This is a genomic window from Bordetella holmesii, assembly GCF_020735985.1.
Lineage (GTDB): Bacteria > Pseudomonadota > Gammaproteobacteria > Burkholderiales > Burkholderiaceae_B > Bordetella > Bordetella holmesii.
This window is the reverse complement of sequence record NZ_CP085973.1, coordinates 1,115,469-1,132,553: the sequence shown is the minus strand read 5'-3', so window position 1 is coordinate 1,132,553 and position 17,085 is coordinate 1,115,469. Positions and strand designations below refer to the sequence as shown.

At 63.3% G+C, this 17,085-nt stretch carries 17 protein-coding genes; 11 read left to right on the top strand and 6 right to left on the bottom strand.

All coding sequences use genetic code 11. From position 1 onward, the window contains the following. Positions 1-28 precede the first annotated feature (28 nt). Positions 29-592, bottom strand: a complete 564-nt coding sequence (locus LK440_RS05385) for a restriction endonuclease (RefSeq protein ID WP_005014481.1) — start codon at positions 590-592, stop codon at positions 29-31. Between the two features lie 11 nt (positions 593-603). Further along, entirely contained in the window at positions 604-849 is a 246-nt protein-coding gene (locus tag LK440_RS05380) for an RNA-binding S4 domain-containing protein (RefSeq protein WP_005014483.1), read from the bottom strand. Positions 850-1,004: 155 nt separating this feature from the next. Between LK440_RS05380 and LK440_RS05375 the strand changes: the two genes are divergently transcribed. The 3 genes from LK440_RS05375 to LK440_RS05365 all read left to right on the top strand — a co-directional run bounded on the left by LK440_RS05375 (position 1,005) and on the right by LK440_RS05365 (position 5,103). After that, a complete protein-coding gene (locus LK440_RS05375) occupies positions 1,005-1,514 on the top strand; it encodes a sigma-70 family RNA polymerase sigma factor (protein ID WP_005014492.1) in 510 nt (169 codons plus the stop codon). A 3-nt stretch (positions 1,515-1,517) separates the two neighbouring features. Further along, positions 1,518-2,540: a FecR domain-containing protein gene (locus tag LK440_RS05370; RefSeq protein ID WP_227944786.1), complete on the top strand. Its 1,023-nt coding sequence runs from the start codon at positions 1,518-1,520 to the stop codon at positions 2,538-2,540. A 112-nt stretch (positions 2,541-2,652) separates the two neighbouring features. Beyond that, positions 2,653-5,103 (top strand): TonB-dependent siderophore receptor, encoded by a 2,451-nt coding sequence (locus LK440_RS05365; RefSeq protein ID WP_227944785.1) that lies wholly within the window; start codon positions 2,653-2,655, stop codon positions 5,101-5,103. A 46-nt stretch (positions 5,104-5,149) separates the two neighbouring features. Here the strand turns inward: LK440_RS05365 and LK440_RS05360 are convergent, their stop codons facing one another. The 3 genes from LK440_RS05360 to LK440_RS05350 are packed head-to-tail and all read right to left on the bottom strand — an operon-like array spanning position 5,150 to position 7,891. Next, the gene (locus tag LK440_RS05360) at positions 5,150-5,956 is read right to left on the bottom strand and encodes a TatD family hydrolase (protein WP_025341471.1); all 807 of its coding nucleotides are present in this window, start codon (positions 5,954-5,956) and stop codon (positions 5,150-5,152) included. Positions 5,957-5,976: 20 nt separating this feature from the next. Next, on the bottom strand, positions 5,977-6,666 hold the full coding sequence (locus LK440_RS05355; RefSeq protein ID WP_005014500.1) for an ABC transporter ATP-binding protein: 690 nt from the start codon (positions 6,664-6,666) through the stop codon (positions 5,977-5,979). Continuing rightward, complete coding sequence (locus LK440_RS05350) at positions 6,659-7,891, bottom strand: lipoprotein-releasing ABC transporter permease subunit (RefSeq protein ID WP_230580969.1); 1,233 nt, start codon at positions 7,889-7,891, stop codon at positions 6,659-6,661. Before LK440_RS05350 ends, LK440_RS05355 begins: the two co-directional genes overlap by 8 nt. Before the next feature lie 145 nt (positions 7,892-8,036). Between LK440_RS05350 and LK440_RS05345 the strand changes: the two genes are divergently transcribed. The 6 genes from LK440_RS05345 to LK440_RS05320 all read left to right on the top strand — a co-directional run bounded on the left by LK440_RS05345 (position 8,037) and on the right by LK440_RS05320 (position 14,467). Then, positions 8,037-8,975 carry a hypothetical protein gene (locus LK440_RS05345; RefSeq protein ID WP_005014502.1) on the top strand — a complete coding sequence of 313 codons (939 nt, stop codon included), beginning with the start codon at positions 8,037-8,039 and terminating at the stop codon, positions 8,973-8,975. Continuing rightward, positions 8,957-10,663, top strand: a complete 1,707-nt coding sequence (recJ, locus tag LK440_RS05340; protein WP_005014504.1) for a single-stranded-DNA-specific exonuclease RecJ — start codon at positions 8,957-8,959, stop codon at positions 10,661-10,663. The genes LK440_RS05345 and recJ overlap by 19 nt, the downstream gene beginning before the upstream one ends. A gap of 77 nt (positions 10,664-10,740) precedes the next feature. After that, positions 10,741-11,845 (top strand): peptide chain release factor 2 gene (gene prfB, locus LK440_RS05335; RefSeq protein WP_100225795.1). Its coding sequence is split into 2 segments (ribosomal slippage): positions 10,741-10,821 and positions 10,823-11,845, totalling 1,104 coding nucleotides; the frame shifts between segments, so codons are not numbered across the junction. A gap of 51 nt (positions 11,846-11,896) precedes the next feature. Continuing rightward, positions 11,897-12,646, top strand: coding sequence for an SDR family oxidoreductase (locus LK440_RS05330; RefSeq protein WP_005014509.1), 750 nt, complete (start codon positions 11,897-11,899; stop codon positions 12,644-12,646). A gap of 6 nt (positions 12,647-12,652) precedes the next feature. Next, positions 12,653-14,167, top strand: a complete 1,515-nt coding sequence (gene lysS, locus LK440_RS05325; protein ID WP_005014511.1) for a lysine--tRNA ligase — start codon at positions 12,653-12,655, stop codon at positions 14,165-14,167. Between the two features lie 12 nt (positions 14,168-14,179). Further along, positions 14,180-14,467, top strand: coding sequence for a hypothetical protein (locus LK440_RS05320; RefSeq protein WP_005014513.1), 288 nt, complete (start codon positions 14,180-14,182; stop codon positions 14,465-14,467). Positions 14,468-14,487: 20 nt separating this feature from the next. Here LK440_RS05320 and LK440_RS05315 read toward each other — a convergent pair whose 3' ends face one another. Next, positions 14,488-15,375, bottom strand: coding sequence for a methylglyoxal synthase (locus LK440_RS05315; protein WP_005014514.1), 888 nt, complete (start codon positions 15,373-15,375; stop codon positions 14,488-14,490). A gap of 150 nt (positions 15,376-15,525) precedes the next feature. Here LK440_RS05315 and LK440_RS05310 point away from each other — a divergent pair, with 150 nt between their 5' ends. Together LK440_RS05310 and LK440_RS05305 are read left to right on the top strand one after the other, a co-directional pair. Further along, positions 15,526-16,032 carry a sigma-70 family RNA polymerase sigma factor gene (locus tag LK440_RS05310; RefSeq protein WP_005014516.1) on the top strand — a complete coding sequence of 169 codons (507 nt, stop codon included), beginning with the start codon at positions 15,526-15,528 and terminating at the stop codon, positions 16,030-16,032. Continuing rightward, complete coding sequence (locus LK440_RS05305; RefSeq protein WP_227944784.1) at positions 16,014-16,985, top strand: FecR family protein; 972 nt, start codon at positions 16,014-16,016, stop codon at positions 16,983-16,985. The genes LK440_RS05310 and LK440_RS05305 overlap by 19 nt, the downstream gene beginning before the upstream one ends. Positions 16,986-17,085 lie beyond the last annotated feature (100 nt).

The window sequence follows — 17,085 nt, the reverse complement described above, 5'->3', positions numbered from 1 at the left end:
CGCGCGGTTTTGAGTCCGCGAGGACGCGTCAGAGCTTCTGGTGTCGCAGCAACTTAGCCAGCTCGGGCGCGGTCATCAGCGAGATGTTCTGCAGTTGGGCGTAATGCCAGGCCTTATCGGAAACCTCGCCCAATGCTATGAAGATCGCCTCGCCGGCACCGCGTTTTTCACGCAGTGCCTGCAACTGCCGCAAGGGCTCGACTCCGATACTGGCTGCTTTCCAGCGACGGGCGCTGACTACCGCTTCCTTGTCTTTCTTGCGCAAGGAGAAGTCGGCGCCGGGATGCTGCAGGCGCTCGACCTGACAACCATCCTGCTGAAAACCGGCTTCGGCCGTGCTGGCGAATTCGGCCCAGGACATTGCGGCCACGGCCAGAATCCTTGCCTGCGACGGCGTGTTCCGGCGCCGCACGGCGGAAACGAGGGCAATGGCCGCAAACGGCACGGCCACGAAGACCCCCATCGCGGCCAGGTCCTTGGGCAGAACGGCAAAGCCGCCAAGGCACAGCACCAGGGCCAGGCCGGCACTCATCCACAATGGCGAGCGCAGTAGCACGGCAAAAATGGAATCTTGCGACAGTTTGAATTTCATGGCGATGCGCGTCAGACAGAATCGTCGGCGCTGGGCACCGCGCGTACGACGATACGGGTATCACCATGGCTGACAATCTGCCCGCTGCGGATTTTGGCGGTCTTGCGGGTTTCCACGACGCCACCCACTGAGACTTGGCCATCGGCCACCAGTGCTTTACCTGCTCCACCGCTGTCAGCCACGCCCGTGGCCTTGAGCAACTGGTTGATCTCTATATAGGGAGCGCCTGCGGCAAGCGTGAATTCAATGAGCGGCATGCTGGAAAAGCCTGATGGTCGGACAGTGGCCGCATCATACCTGAGCCCCCCGCCTCAGCTCGATCCGGCATTGCGTATTTCGTTTCGTTTCGGTTATAAATGACAAACATTCCTATTCAATCCGCGCCCCTGAGCCGCAATGCTGCGGTAGCCCCATGCCGACCGCCGAGTTCCCCGCACAGCACGACCTGCACACGCTGTATAGCGACCATCACAGTTGGCTCTTCCGATGGCTGCGAAAAAAACTGGGCAACAGCTTTGATGCGGCGGATGTCACGCAAGACACCTTCGTCAACGTCATCACGGCCGGGTCGATGGGCAGCATTCGCGAGCCACGAGCCTTTCTCGTGACCGTCGCCCGGCGGCTGGTGGCGCACCGCCACCGCCGCCAGGTGCTGGAAACCAGCTATCTGGAAATACTGGCGTCCCTGCCGCAAGAAATCGCCCCGTCGCCGGAGGCGCAACTGCTCGCGCTCGAGGCGCTGCAAGAACTCGACCGCGTGCTCGACGGACTGCCACCAAAAGCGAAAGAAGCCTTTTTGCTGGTGCATCTGGAAGAGCTCAGCTATGCCGAAGTCGCCAACCGCCTTGGGGTGTCGGCAAGCTCGGTCAAGCAGTATCTGGTTCGTGCCAATCGGCAATGTCTTTTTGCGCTGAGCGCCTGAGTCATGGCAGGCCCATCCGTCTTGGCGCATCCCTCGAACCCGCCGATGGCCTGTGGCCAGCCGATCAGCGAAGCCACTGCCGACGCGGCGGCGCAATGGCTCACCGTGCTGATGTCGGGCGAGGCCACAACGCAAGAGCGCCAGCGCTGGCAACAGTGGCGCGCCGCCAGCCCCGAGCATGAGCGTGCCTGGCAACATATTGAAGCGGTCACTGGCCGCCGGTTGCCCCTGATACAGGCCGGCGCGGCTTACCAGACCCTGTCGCCCTACAATGGCGCGACCGCGCGCGCCCGGCGCAAGACGCTGCGTCTGCTGCTATGGGGCGGCCTCATAGGCGGCTCTTCCCTGCTCGCGACCCGCAGCCAGACATGGCAAAACCTGACTGCTGACTATCGCAGTGCCATCGGTCAGCAGCGGACCATTGCGCTGGCCGACGGCACGGAGATCGTCCTCAATACGGCCAGCGCCATCGATGTGCGTTTCGACAGCCAGTTGCGCCTTATCCGTCTCGTCGCCGGCCAGGCATTGTTCACCACGGGACACCGTCTGGTCGGGGGAAAACCGGACAGCCGCCCCTTCATCGTGCAGACGGCTCAAGGCCGTGTACGCGCGTTGGGTACCCGTTTCATGGTGCGGCAGGAGGACGACCGCAGTGCCGTGGCCGTGCTGGAAAGCGCCGTAGAAATCTCGCCACAACAGGCTTCGGAGCGCCGGCTCGATGCCGGCGAAAGTGTGTTTTTCACTCGCCACGGCGTGGACGTACCTGTCGCGTTGGCGGACAAGGAACTCGCCTGGACGCATGGCCAGATCATTGCCGAGGACCTGCCGCTGGCCGACTTTCTGGCAGAGCTTTCACGCTACCGGCCCGGATTGCTGCGTTGTGACCCGGCCGTGGCCCATCTGCGGCTCTCCGGCGTTTTCCCTTTGCAGGACACCGACACCATTTTGGATATGCTGCCTAAGTTCCTGCCGGTGCGGATTTCCCAACGCACCCGCTACTGGATCGTCGTACAGGCCCAGTCCTGAATCATTGTTACAAAATAACCGGAAAAAAAGTAAACCCCAGGCTGCCCGATCGCCCATCTCGCGGCTCATACCCCAAGAGAACGTCACGCTACCTACCTTTCTTGGGGACCTCATGCGCACCGTCGCAAGACCTGGCACCAATAGCCAACACCAACACATCCCGGCCCGCTTTGCGCCCGCCGCCCGCCCATTGTGCCTACGTCCTGGCGCCTTGGCCGTTGCGCTGAGCCTGGCGTTGGCCAGCGGCCTGCCAGCGGCCAACGCTCAGGCCACCGCCACCCAGACACAGGCCGCTCGCTTCACGATACCGGCAGGCCCGCTGGCGCCGGCGCTGCGCGCACTGGCCAGTTCAGCCAATATTCTGCTGTCCTTCACCGAGGACCAGACTCGTGGCAAGACCACCCCAGGGATCCAGGGCAGCTATACCCCGGACGCCGCACTGGCCGCGCTTCTGGCGGGCAGCAACCTGCAGGCCGTGCAACAGGACAACGGCGGCTATCTGCTGCGTGCACTGCCCAGCACGACGCTGCCAGCCGTCCGAGTAACCGGCATCATCGCCGACGACGCCAATACGGAAGGCAGCGGTTCCTATGCTGCGACCAGCGCCACCATCGGCAAGATTCCGGTTGCACTCCGAGAGATCCCCGCCTCCGTGTCGGTGCTGACGCGCCAGCGCATGGACGACCAGAACGTCACCACCATCCAGCAGGGCCTGCGTTATGTGACCGGAGTCGAATCCATCGATTATGGCGATGGCACGGCCTACTTCCGCGCCCGCGGCAATCAGATGGGCATCGAGTTCGACGGCGTGTCCATCATGAATGGCCTGCAGTATCAACAGCAGTTCGACATGGCCATGTATGACCGGGTCGAAGTCATGCGCGGACCGGCGGGCGTGACCGACGACGCCATCGGGCAACCAGGCGGTACGGTCAATCTCGTGCGCAAGCGCCCCATGGATGAGTTCCACCTCTCCGGCGAGACACAGGTCGGCACGTTTGGCAGCGTGCGCCAGATGTTCGACGTCACGGGTCCGCTCAACAACGAAGGCACGCTTCGTGGCCGCGCGGTCATGGCGGGTAATAATTCGCTGCAGTCGACCGACGACACCCGCAACAAGAACGGCATGCTCTACGCGGCGCTGGACTACGATGTCTCGCCGCAAACGACGCTTTCCCTTTCGGCGGGCTACCAGGTCACCTCCATCAAGGGTTTGGATTACGGAGCCCCCGGCGTCGTCAACGCCAGCGGCACGGCGTTGATCGGAGGCTTGTCCGGCTCGCCGTCGGAGAATTACAGCCCTGACTGGAACCGCTCGCATGTCGCGATCAAGGAAGTCAATGCCAATCTGACGCATCGCTTCGACAATGGCTGGAACTGGGACACCACGACATTCTACCGCAGCGGCAGCCTGAGCGCCAAATATGCCTACTCCAGTCCCGGCGCGACGCAGCAGGGCCTGAGCGAATTCGGAGACCAACGCCAATCCTCCGAGACCGAATGGTTTGGCTTCGATAGCCATGTGTCTGGCCCGCTGCAGGCGTTCGGACGCACGCACACGTTCACTGCCGGGGTCAATTACTCGCAGATGCACTCGACGCAGAAGTACGGCTTCGAGTCAGTGTACGGCCCCTATGCCGGTGGCGCCTTCAGCCTGTATGACCCGAATGCGGTTCCGGAGGTATCGGTGCCCTTTACCAGCGGCAACAAGGACAGGCTGCAGCAATACAGCATTTACACCCAGGCCAGGCTGAAGTTGGCCGACCCGCTGACGCTGGTGCTGGGCGCGCGCGAAGCCTTTCTCGATGAACGCTCCCAGCCCATCCTCCCGACAACCGGAGATTGGGAGACGGTAGCTAAAGTCAATCATCGCTTCCTGCCCTCGGCCGGATTCGTGTGGGACGTGACACCCGCCACCACGGCCTACGCCAGTTTCTCGCGCTTCATGAGTGCGCAGACCAGCACCACCTACACAGGCGCGATGTTACCGCCACGCACCGGCGAACAGTACGAAGTCGGTGTGAAGAACAGCTTCTTCGACAATCGGCTCAGCACAACGGTGGCACTGTTTCGCATCAATGACAACAACCGCGCGGTAGAGGACCCCAATCACCCCATCGGCAGCATCCCCGGTGGCAAGGCGCGCAATCAGGGCGTGGAATTCGAGGTGGCGGGCCAACCTACCCCCAACTGGAATGTGTATGCCGGCTACACCTACCTCAACGTCAAGTTCGACAACGACGCCCCTGACCTGACCGACGGCACCGACCCCAAGCATCTGTTCAAACTGTGGACCAACTACCGCATTAGCGAAGGCGCGTTGCGCGATGTGACGGTCGGCGGCGGCATGCTGACCCAGAGCTCCACCTATCGGGGCGTCACCCAAGGCGGCTATGCGATCTTCAATGCGCAGGTCGGCTGGCGTATCAACCCCCATATCGATGTATCGCTACAGTTGAACAACATCTTTGACCGCAGCTACTACATCCGTCCGCCGAGCACGTTCTTCAGCGTCTATGGCGATGGTCGTAACGCCATGCTGACGCTACGCTATCGCATGTAAGAGGTTCCCCACGGGTGCCGCACGTATCACGGCACCCGGGGTCGACTCAGCAAATGGCAGCCAGGCGCGGTAGCACCCGCCGCGCCGTGCTTGTCGTGCGGCGGGCTACCTCGTCGATCGCGCAATGCCGTATGACGGCCAACTCTGCGGCGATACGGGGCAGTTGGCCCGGGGTATTGCGTCGCTCAGGCTCATGCAGCCATGCGGGCGGAATGTCGGGTGCATCCGTTTCGAGCACCAGATGATCCAGATCTGTGTCCGTGGCATGGCGGCGGATCTGCAACGCCCGCGCATAGGTCATCGCCCCGCCCAGGCCCAGGGCAAAGCCCAGGTCTATAAAACCTCGGGCCTGCTGGGCGCTGCCATTGAAAGCATGAGCAATGCCGCCGCACGATCCGCGCTGGCGGCGTAAGTACTTCAGCAGAATATCCTGAGAGCGGCGCACATGCAGCAGCACGGGCAGACCGAACTCGGCGGCAAGCGCCAGTTGCGCCGCATAGAAATGCTCCTGGCGCATGCGGGGCTCGCCACTGGCGATGTCTGGCACAAAAAAATCCAGCCCGATCTCGCCGATGGCCACGAAACGTGGATCCGGCATTGCGGCTTCGACCGCCTGGCGCAGCACAACCAGATCCTCCTGGCTTGCCCGGCCCACGTAAAGCGGATGTATCCCAAGCGCATAGGCCCCGCCCTGTATGCCATGGGCCAGGTCCCGCACGATCGAAAAATTGGCGCGTTCGACTGCCGGTATGACTATGGTTTTTACCCCTCTGTCATATGCCTGACGCGCCACCGCCAAGCGGTCAGCATCGAACTCCGCGGCATCCAGATGGCAGTGGGTGTCGATCAGCATGGCAGGCGGGCTGCCCCGGATCAACCCGGAAGCAGACGTCCGTTTTCCATGTGGAGCTGACGGTCCGCGCGGGCGGCCAGTTCGGGATCGTGGGTCACGATGGCAAACGCCGTACCGGACTCCCGATTGACGCGGGTAAGCAGCTCGAACATGTTGTGCGCGGTGTGGCGGTCCAGGTTGCCTGTGGGCTCGTCGGCCAGCACGCAGGTCGGACGAGTGACCAGGGCCCGCGCCAGCGCCACCCGCTGACGCTCGCCTCCGGACAACTGCCCGGGATAGTGCCCTTCGCGCTCGGCCAGCCCGACCTGGGACAACACCTCGCGTGCCTGCGCGCGCGCCTGGTCTCGGTCGGCCCGCCGCACGATCAACGGCATGGCGACATTGTCCAGCGCCGTGAACTCTGGAAGCAGATGATGAAACTGATAGACAAAGCCCAGGCTGCGATTGCGCAAAGCACTTTTACGCGCCTCGGAAAGTCCGTCAGCAGGGGTCCCGTCGACGATCAGGGAGCCGCTACTGGGAACGTCCAACAGGCCCAGAATGTGCAGCAACGTACTCTTGCCCGAGCCGGAGGCTCCGACAATGGCAACCATTTCACCGCGAGACACTACCAGCGAAACGTCGTCCAGCACCTGGATGCGGGCTGGGGCTTCGTCATAAACCTTGGACAGATGTTCGGCGCGCAGCGCCGCCTGGACAGAATCAGTCATGACGCAGCACCTGGGCCGGTTGCAGGCGCGACGCGCGCCAGCTCGGATAAAGCGTAGCCAGCAACGACAACACCAGCGAGGTCACACCAATGGTAATGATGTCGCCCGCCTGCGGGTCGGAAGGCAAGGCGCTGATGAAGTAAATTTCGCGCGGCAGGAAATGCACGCCGAACAACCCTTCGATGAAGGGCACGATGATATGCACGTTGTAGGCAATCACAATGCCACCCAGCACGCCCAGCAGGGTGCCGATCACGCCGATAAGCGCCCCCTGCACCAAGAAAATCCGGGCCACTTCGCGCGGGCCGGCTCCCAGCGTGCGCAAGATGGCGATATCGGATTGCTTGTCTTTGACCGCCATCACCAGCGACGACAGCAGATTGAAGGCCGCCACCGCCACGATGAGTGCCAGGATGAGGAACATCATCCGCTTTTCGGTCTGGACGGCGGCAAACCAGGTGCGATTGTTGCGTGACCAGTCGCTGGCCATGACGTAAGGCGGCAGCACCCGGGTCAGCTCAGCGGCCACTTCGGGCGCGCGCTGCATATCCGCCACGCGCAACCGCACGCCGGCCGTGCCACTGTCACGAAAAACCTTGGCCGCGTCATCGTCATCGACAAACACCAGGGAAGAATCATACTCATAATGGCCAGAGGTAAAAATCCCGGCCACGGTGAACTGCCGCATGCGCGGCGCAAAGCCCGCCGGGCTGATGGACCCTTGCGGGGCCAGCATCAGCAGGGTGTCGCCCACTTTGACGCCCATGCTATCGGCCAGATCGCTACCGAGCACCGCACCAAAACTGCCCGGCTTGAGGTCGGAAAGCTTGCCGCTGACCATCTGCTTGGGCAAATCGGAGACCTCGCCCTCCAGGCTCGGATCGATACCGCGTACCTGCACGCCGCGCAGCGCTTGCCCGCGCACCAGCATGCCGCCGGCAGCGACAAAAGGGGCCCCCCCTTTGACCTCGGGGTTCTTGCGGGCCGCATCGGCAAACTCCTGCCATTGCGCCAGCACCCGATCCGGCAAGGCGCCAGGGATGTAGAGCTCGATATGAGGTAGGACCGACAGCATGCGGTCGCGCACCTCTTTCTGGAACCCGTTCATCACGGACAGCACTACGATCAGCGCCGCGACGCCGAGCGCTATCCCCGCCATGGAGGAGGCCGCGATAAAGGAAATGAAGCGATCCCGGCGCCCACCGCGCCGGCCCAGACGGGCCAGGCCCGCATAGCGGGCGCCGATCCAGAGTTCGTAAGGTAATTTCAGCACGTGCGCATTATGGCATTAACCCGAGCGGCAAAACACATCCGGGTATGCCGGTCTGTGACGGTCTGTAGACGAGCCGGACCGGACTACAATCCCGGCCATGCACATCGTGATCCCCGGCGCCCTGCCCGACCTCGCCGTTGCCAGCGAACTGGCACGCCATCTGCCCGAACATGCTCCCACCTTCAGCCGCTGGCTGGCGCTGGGCCAGGCTGAGGCCGCGCACTTCGATCCCAGGATCCATGGCTGCACCGCCTATGAAGGCTGGCAGTTGCAGGCAGCCGGTTTCCAGGCCGAACCCGGCCAATCTCTGGGCATGGGTCTGGGGCCGCTGCTGGCAGGCATCCGCGACGGCAGCGACAGCGTCTGGCTGGGCGAATTGGTCCACCTGGCGCTGGGCGCGGATACGGCCTCGCTGCTGGATCCCGAGATGATGGACCTGCGTACGGAAGAAAGTGCGGTGCTGTTCGACGCCATTGCTCCGCTTCTGGCCGACGGCGAGTTCGGCGCCGAGATCCTCAGCCCGCAACGCTGGCGCCTGCGCCTGCCCGCGGGCATGGCACCGCGGCCGGCCAGTCCACTGGCCGTGGCTGGAGACCGACTGCAGCACTGGTGGGCACAGGATGCCGCCAGCCGTCCCTGGCGACGACTGCTCAATGAGATCCAGATGGCCTGGTACGAGCATCCGGTCAATGAAGCACGCATGGCTCGCGGCGCGCCGCCGGTCAATGCGCTGTGGCTGTATGGCGGGGCGCACCCCTGGCAACCCGTGCCCCACCAGGCGCAGGTCTACACCGGGCTGGAGGCTCTGGCACGCGAGGGCGATTGGGGCGGCTGGCTGCGCTGCCTGGCAGCGCTGGACGCCGAACACTTCAAACCGCTGGCCAACGCCCATGGTCAAGTATTGACCGCGCTCGACCTGACCCTGCTAGGCCGCGACCGCCGCGCCAGTATCACCCTCAAACCCCGCGCCGGCCTGCTCAAATGGTGGCCTGCGCGCCAACACAATTGGAATCGCTGGTGGTCACACCCCGTCTAACTGTCCGCTCGGCCAATCTGTCCGCCTGCCAGGCACTACAGAATGCCGGCATCCATCCTCTGCTCGCCCGGTTGTGGGCCGCGCGCGGCGTAACCGAGGCCGGCCAGACACAGATGAACTGGCCCTCGCTGCTGCCGCCGGGCACGCTGACGCACTCCGAGCACGCCGCGGCGGTACTTGCTGACGCCATCGCGGCAGGCAAGCGGCTTTTGATCGTGGCCGACTACGACTGTGACGGCGCCACCGCCTGCGCTGTCGGTTTGCGCGCCTTGACCGCCATGGGCGCCAATGTGGACTTCCTGGTGCCCAATCGCTTCGAGACCGGCTATGGTCTGTCGCCTGCCGTCATCGATCTGGCCATCAAACACCGCAGCGGCAAACCCGACCTCATCGTCACGGTCGACAACGGCATCGCCAGCGTCGATGGCGTGGCCGCAGCCAATGATGCTGGCATCGGCGTGGTCATCACCGATCACCATCTTCCCGGCGATACCCTTCCCCAGGCCCTGGCCATCGTCAACCCCAACCAGCCTGGTTGCGGTTTTCCCTCCAAAAATCTGGCGGGCGTGGGCGTCATCTTTTACATGATGCTGGCGTTGCGCGCCGAGCTGCGCCGCCGCGGCGTGTACCCGCCAGACGGCGGGCCGCGCCTGGATGCGCTATCCGATCTCGTCGCGCTGGGCACCGTCGCCGACGTGGTCAAGCTCGATGCCAACAACCGTCTGCTGGTCACGCAAGGCTTGCAACGGATGCGCACTGGCCGGATGCAGCCAGGGTTGCGGGCGTTGTTTGCCGTCGCCGGCCGCGAGCCGCGCTCGGCCAGCGGCTTTGACCTGGGTTTTGCCTTGGGCCCGCGCATCAACGCCGCCGGCCGTCTGGCCGACATGAGCCTGGGCATTGCCTGCCTAACCACCGATGACGAAGATCAGGCGCTGCGAATGGCCCGCGAACTCGATGCCATCAATCGCGAGCGCCGTGGCATCGAGGCAGAAATGCGCGATCAGGCCATGGCAGCCATGCAGGCGCCCGATGCCGTGGCAGGCGCGACCGTTTGCGTTTTCGATCCCTCCTGGCATCAGGGCGTGGTGGGTCTGGTCGCCTCGCGTCTGAAAGAAAAATTCTGGCGGCCCACACTGGCCTTCGCACCGGCCGGTGACGACGAAATCCGCGGCTCGGGCCGCTCGATCCTGGACGTGCATCTGCGCGATGTGCTCGATCTGGTGTCCAAGCGCCATCCTGGCCTGATCCGCAAGTTCGGCGGCCATGCCATGGCCGCCGGCCTGACGTTGGGCCGCGACGGCTTTGCCGCCTTTGCTCCGGCCTTTGACGCCGCCGTGCGCGAACTCACTGGCCGGGATCGCTTCGAGCCCTTGCTCGAGACCGACGGGTCGCTGGAAAGCGGCTATGCCAATGCTGAAGTCGCCGGCCTGTTGCAACAGCAAGTCTGGGGGGCAGGCTTTGCCGCCCCCCTCTTTCTGGACGAATTCACCGTTCGCAGCCAGCGCCTGGTAGGCGAAAAACACCTCAAGTTGTCGCTCGAACGGGGCCACCAGCGTTTCGATGCCATTTGGTTTGGCCACGACGAGATGATGCCCGAGCGTATCCAGGCCGCCTATCGCCTGGAACAGAATGTCTGGAACGGTATGGTGACGGCGCAACTGGTGATCGAGTACGCCGAGCCGGTGTGAAAAATGGGCCGGAATCCAACGTCCGACCCAAGCACGTTAAAATGCCAGGTTTCGCATAAAAGTCACCAGGATCAATCATGGAAGCCGAACGTCAGAACCAGATCGCCGCCCGCCTTGCCGACTACGCGGAGCGCGAGCAGGCTCTACGGAGGTATCTTTGACTACGATGCCAAAACCGAACGCCTGCACGTTGTAAACGCCGAACTTGAAGACCCGGCCGTCTGGAACGCCCCCAAACACGCCCAGGATCTGGGGCGTGAGAAGAAATCGCTCGAGGATGTCGTTCAGACCCTGACCGAACTGAGCCAGGGTGTCGCCGACGCCCGGGAGCTCTTCGAACTGGCAGCCTCCGACGCCGACGACGCCACGCTGGAGTCCATCGAGATCGATGCCAATGGCTTCCAGGAAAAGCTCGAAGGCCTCGAGTTCCGCCGCATGTTCTCCAATCCGGCCGATCCGCTCAATTGCTTCCTCGACATCCAGGCTGGCGCCGGCGGAACCGAAGCCCAGGATTGGGCTTCCATGCTGCTGCGCCAGTACCTGAAGTACGCCGAGCGCAAGGGGTTCAAAGCCGAAGTGCTGGAAGAATCCGAGGGCGAAATTGCCGGGATCAAATCCGCCACGATCAAGATGGAAGGTGAATACGCCTTTGGCTATATGCGCACCGAAACCGGCGTACACCGCCTGGTCCGCAAGAGCCCCTTTGATTCTTCCGGCGGGCGGCATACCTCGTTTGCCAGCGTATTTGTCTATCCCGAAGTGGACGAGTCCTTCGAGGTCGAAGTCAACCCGGCCGATCTGCGCGTCGACACCTATCGCGCCAGCGGCGCGGGTGGCCAGCACATCAACAAAACGGATTCGGCCGTACGCATTACCCACATGCCCAGCGGCATCGTGGTGCAGTGCCAGAACGACCGCTCCCAGCATCGCAACCGCGCCGAGGCCATGCAGATGCTGAAATCCAAGCTGTATGAACTCGAAATGCGCAAACGCATGGCCGAGCAGCAAAAACTCGAAGACTCCAAGACCGATGTGGGTTGGGGCCATCAGATCCGCTCGTACGTGCTGGACCAAAGCCGCATCAAGGATCTGCGCACCAACGTCGAAATCTCCAACACCCAGAAAGTGCTCGATGGCGACCTGGACCCTTTCATTCAGGCCAGCCTCAAGCAAGGTGTTTGATTCCCGCAGGGGCGCAAGTCCCTGCCCTGCAGCCTACGGAAACCCGCAACCATGACTGACACGTTTGCCATTCTGACCGGCGCCTCGCGCGGACTGGGCGCCGCTCTGGCCCGCGGCCTGCTGCGTCCAGGCACCGAACTGGTGACTCTGGCGCGTAACACCGATCCCGAGTTGGCCAGGCTGGCCCGGGAACAGGGCGTGACATTGAAGCAGGTGCAAGTCGACCTGGCCGACAGTCAGGCGGCCGCGCGCGCGGCCGCCGAACTCGTCATTCCCCGCGACGCCAAACGCTACGTGCTCATCAACAACGCAGGCACGGTGCATCCGGTAGCCAACACCGCTGCCCTGAACGACGCGGCGGCTATCGGCCAGGCGTTGGCGCTGAATGTCACCGCCGTCATGCTGCTGACCGCGCGCTTTCTCCAAGCGGTCGACGGGCTGTCGGCCGAGCGGCGCATCATCAACATTTCCTCCGGCGCGGGACGCAACCCCACCGCCGGCTGGGGCGTGTATTGCGCCACCAAAGCTGCTGTAGACATGTATAGCCGCGTCCTGAAAACCGAACACGGCGCCAGCGGTGTCCGCGTGGTGTCACTGGCGCCAGGCATTGTCGATACCGGCATGCAAGCCGATATTCGTTCCAGCGACCCGCAAGCCTTCCCCGGCCTGACCCGCTTTCAGGACTTCCACGCAACCGGCAAGTTGTCTGCGCCGGCCGACGTGGCTGCCAACAGCCTCGCTTACCTGGATCGCGAAGACTTCGGCCAGACCGAAATCGACGACATCCGCAATTACCACTGACCCACCATGACTGATCATTCGCCCACCGCCCAGGATGAAAACCGCTTGATCGCCGAACGGCGTGCCAAGTTGGCCAAACTGCGCGAAGCTGGTGTTGCCTATCCGAACGATTTCGTCCCGGACGCGCAAGCCGCCCGCCTGCACGACACGTATGACGACCAGGACGCCGCAGCCCTGCTCGAAGCCACCGTGCACGTCAAAGTGGCCGGACGAATGATGCTCAAACGCGTCATGGGCAAGGCCAGCTTTGCCACACTTCAAGACGGCAGCGGCCGCATCCAGATCTATCTGGATCGTGGCACGCTGGGCGAAGACGTCTACGCGGGCTTCAAACAGTGGGACATCGGCGACATCATCGCCATCGAAGGCTCGGTTTTCAAGACCAACAAGGGCGAGCTGTCCGTGCATGCCAGCTCCGCGCGCCTGCTGTCCAAATCGCTACGCCCCTTGCCCGACAAGTTTCATGGCCTGTCTGACCAGGAAATGCGCTATCGCCAGCGCTACGTCGACCTCATCATGACCGACACGACCCGCCGCACGTTCGAGGCGCGCAGCAAGGCCGTAGGAGGCATCCGACAGGCCATGTTGGAGGCCGGCTTCCTCGAAGTCGAAACGCCCATGCTGCATCCCATCCCGGGTGGCGCGGCAGCCAAGCCGTTCGTGACGCATCACAACGCGCTGGACATGGAAATGTACATGCGCATTGCACCGGAGCTCTATCTCAAGCGTCTGATCGTCGGTGGCTTCGATCGAGTGTTCGAGATCAACCGCAATTTCCGCAACGAAGGAGTGAGCCCGCGGCATAACCCCGAGTTCACCATGATGGAGTTCTACGCGGCCTATGCGGACTACCGTTGGCTGATGGACTTCACCGAGTCGCTCATCCGCCAGGCAGCCATTGCAGCGGCCGGCAGCGCCGTGCTCACGTACCAGGGGCGCGAACTCGACCTGTCCAAACCCTTCGATCGCCTGACAATCTGCGAAGCGATCCTCAAGTACGCGCCGCACTACACGCAGGCCGAGCTCGACGACACCGATTTCGTGCGAGCCGAATTGAAGAAATTCGGTGCCGACGTCGACAAAGCCCCTCTGGCAAGGGCTGGTCTGGGCGCCCTGCAACTGGCGCTGTTCGAAGAGACCGCAGAGTCCCAGCTTTGGAATCCGACCTACATCATCGACTACCCCGTCGAGGTATCGCCACTGGCTCGCGCTTCCGACACCCGTGAGGGCATCACCGAACGCTTCGAGTTGTTCATCACCGGCCGTGAAATCGCCAACGGTTTCTCCGAGCTCAACGACCCCGAAGATCAGGCAGAACGCTTCCGCGCCCAGGTCGAGGCCAAGGATGCCGGCGACGAAGAGGCCATGTACTACGACGCGGATTACATCCGGGCCCTGGAATACGGCATGCCGCCGACAGGTGGGTGCGGCATCGGCATCGACCGCCTGGTCATGCTGCTGACCGACAGCCCCAGCATCCGCGATGTGATTCTCTTCCCGCACCTGCGCCGCGAAGACTGAGGCCACGCCACGATGCTTGCCAAGATCCTTTTGCTGGCTGGCCTCGTGGTGCTTGTCCTGTATATCTATTTGCCGTGCCGCCGCGCCGCCCGTGGGCAGGCCGGGCGCGGTTTTCTCTTTTGCTGCGCCGCCTCTGGCGTCCTGTTAGCCAGCGCCATCCTTGCATGCTTGCTTTGGATGAGCCGCAGCAGCCTCTCAGGCGTCGACGGCAAGCTCGACTTCCTGCTCCCCCTGGGCCTGGCGCAGGTATTGCTCGCGCTGGTCTGCGGTGTGCTGGCCTACCGCCGCCGGCCGCGTTAAAAAGCGGCCAACTATCCCGGCTACATTGCTTGGCGTGTGCGTACCGCTTCGGCCCACCGCCGCGCGACGGTGGGCGACGTGGCGCAAGTAGCCGAGTCGGTCACCACGCGCACGGCGCGCTCCAGCAGCTGGATATCGGCCTCGTGCTGACGCGCCACATGCGGGTCCTCGAAAAAAATCACCCGTTGACACTGATGCTCGAGCACGAGTTCGGCAATCTGTGCGTCGCCGCCCAGCGGACCGCTGAGATATCGCGTCACCCAAGGCTGGTCTTTGGGCCAACCGCGCGACCACGCAAGGTCGTTGAGCAGGCCACCCGTGGTGCCCGTGGCCACGCGCCGCGCAAACTGGGACAGCACGTCGAAGTACTGGTCGGCAAAGGCCACCATCTCGTCCTTGAGCGCATCGTGGGCAATCAGCGCCAGCGTCTGCCCGTCGAAACGAAACAACCGCGCCAGAGCGGGGTCCGCCGGCAACCCCGCACTGAGGCGCTCGATCTCAATCCACTCTATGGCCCCGGCCAGGGTGGAAATGAAAGGCCGGCCGTGCGTGATGCACTGCCGCTTGAGCGCCAGCGCCTCTGGAAAGATAGAGGACGGGTCAACCGGATCGATGAGATAGATGGCGCCATCGAAAGGGGCTTGCCCATCCCGGCCTTCTGTCACGCGGGCCACCAGTTTCATCAACCCGCCTTCGCGGCCATACGGGTAGCGGATCAGTCCTCGATATCCTTGCAGCATGCCCTCGCGCGCGATGGCATCGTGCGTGCGGCCTACCGTGTGTAATTCAATACCCATTTCGCGTATGCCAGCGCCACTGGCGCGTAGCCAGCTAAAAAGCGCAGCGTCGGGCGTCTCGTGATGCAGGCGATTGGCCGCCAGGCCAAAGCGCAAGGAAGGCGAGGTCATGATGCTTGTCAGGGAGCCGGAAAACAGAATGATACCGCCGTGCGCCTGCCACATCGGCTTTGGCCTTGAATTGGCTGCCGCCCCATTTTAAGTAATAATCATTCTTATTACAAATCTCTTCTTGGTGCTGCTTGCGTGCAGCAACACAAATTGGACGCTTCGGATTACGCATCGCCGCCCAACCTGGAAACGCTCTACGGTGACCACCATCCATGGCTGCAGGATTGGTTGCGCCGCCGGCTGGGCAACGCTGCGGATGCCGCCGATCTGGCCCAGGATGCGTTCATGCGCCTGCTGGCCAAACCTCTGCCCTTTGGCAGTCGGCCGCAGGCACGCGTCTACCTGCGCACGCTGGCTGGCGGGCTGTGCGTCGACCTCTGGCGCCGGCGACAGATCGAACACGCCTGGCTGCAGACCCTGGCCGCCCAACCCGAAGCACACGTGCCGAGCGCCGAACATCAGGCCATCGTGCTGCAAACCTTGCAGGAGGTCGATCGTCTCGTGCGCGGCCTTCCTCCCAAAGCGGCTCATGCCTTCATCATGGCAGTCGGCTGCGAAATGAGCGATCAGGAGATTGCCAACGAATTGGGTGTCTCCACCCGCATGGTCCGAAAGTATGTCGCGCAAGCGATGCTGCAATGCCTCCAAAAACTTTGAAGCGCGCCGCACCTGGAATCGCCCCCCTGGAGCAGGCGGCGGAGTGGTTTGCCCTGCTGCGCTCCGGCGAGGCCACCGCAGCCGAACGCGCCGCCTGGCAAGCCTGGCACGACGCCTGTGAAGCCCATACGCGCGCCTGGGCCCAGGTCGAGAGCGTCGGCCGGCTTTTCCTGCCAATACGTCAGAGCGAGGCATCCGGGGTTGCCGCCACCGCCTACCGCCGCGCCGAATTCAACAGTGGCCGGCGGCGTACCCTCCTGGGGATTGGGGCTCTGGCTGCGGCCGGCGTGGTCGGACATGCCGCCTGGCGCCACAACGTCCTTTATCCCTGGGCGGCGGATTACCGCAGCGGCACGGGTGAGGTACGTGAAGTCGTGCTGGACGACGGCACACGCGTCTGGCTGGGCACGGCCAGTGCGTTTGACCAACACTACAGTGCCGGGCTCAGGCGTCTGGAGCTTATCGCTGGCGAGATCCTCATCAGCACGGCTCCCGACGCCTCTCGCCCCTTCGTCGTTGACACCCCACAAGGCCGTTTGCGTGCGTTGGGGACGCGCTTTTCCGTTCGCCGCGATGACGGGGGTACTGACGTGGCTGTCTATCAGGGCAGCGTTCAGGCGAATGCGCCGTCAGGCGCGCAGGCGCTGTTGCTTGCCGGGTGGCGTGCCCGCATGACGCGCCAGGGCATCAGCGCGCCACGCGCGGCCGATCCCGATGCCGAGTCCTCCACCCGAGGATTGTTCATTGCCAAGAACATCCCCCTGGCCGACATGGCGCGGGAGCTGTCGCGGTACCGCTTGGGCCATGTGGGTGTTGCTCCCGACGTGGCTGCCCTCCCCGTCTTTGGCAGCTTCCCCATGACGGACCCCGATCGCACGTTGAACATGCTGGAATCCGTGTTGCCGGTCCGCGTCAGGATGCTGCCTTGGTGGGTGGACATCCTGCCACGCTGACAGGCAGCCCGCGACGTCGCCATCCTGACCAGACACAAAAAAATAAAAAAAGAGTTCCGCTTTTCGTGTCTCGTTCGATGAACAGGAAGAGAGATCTCCT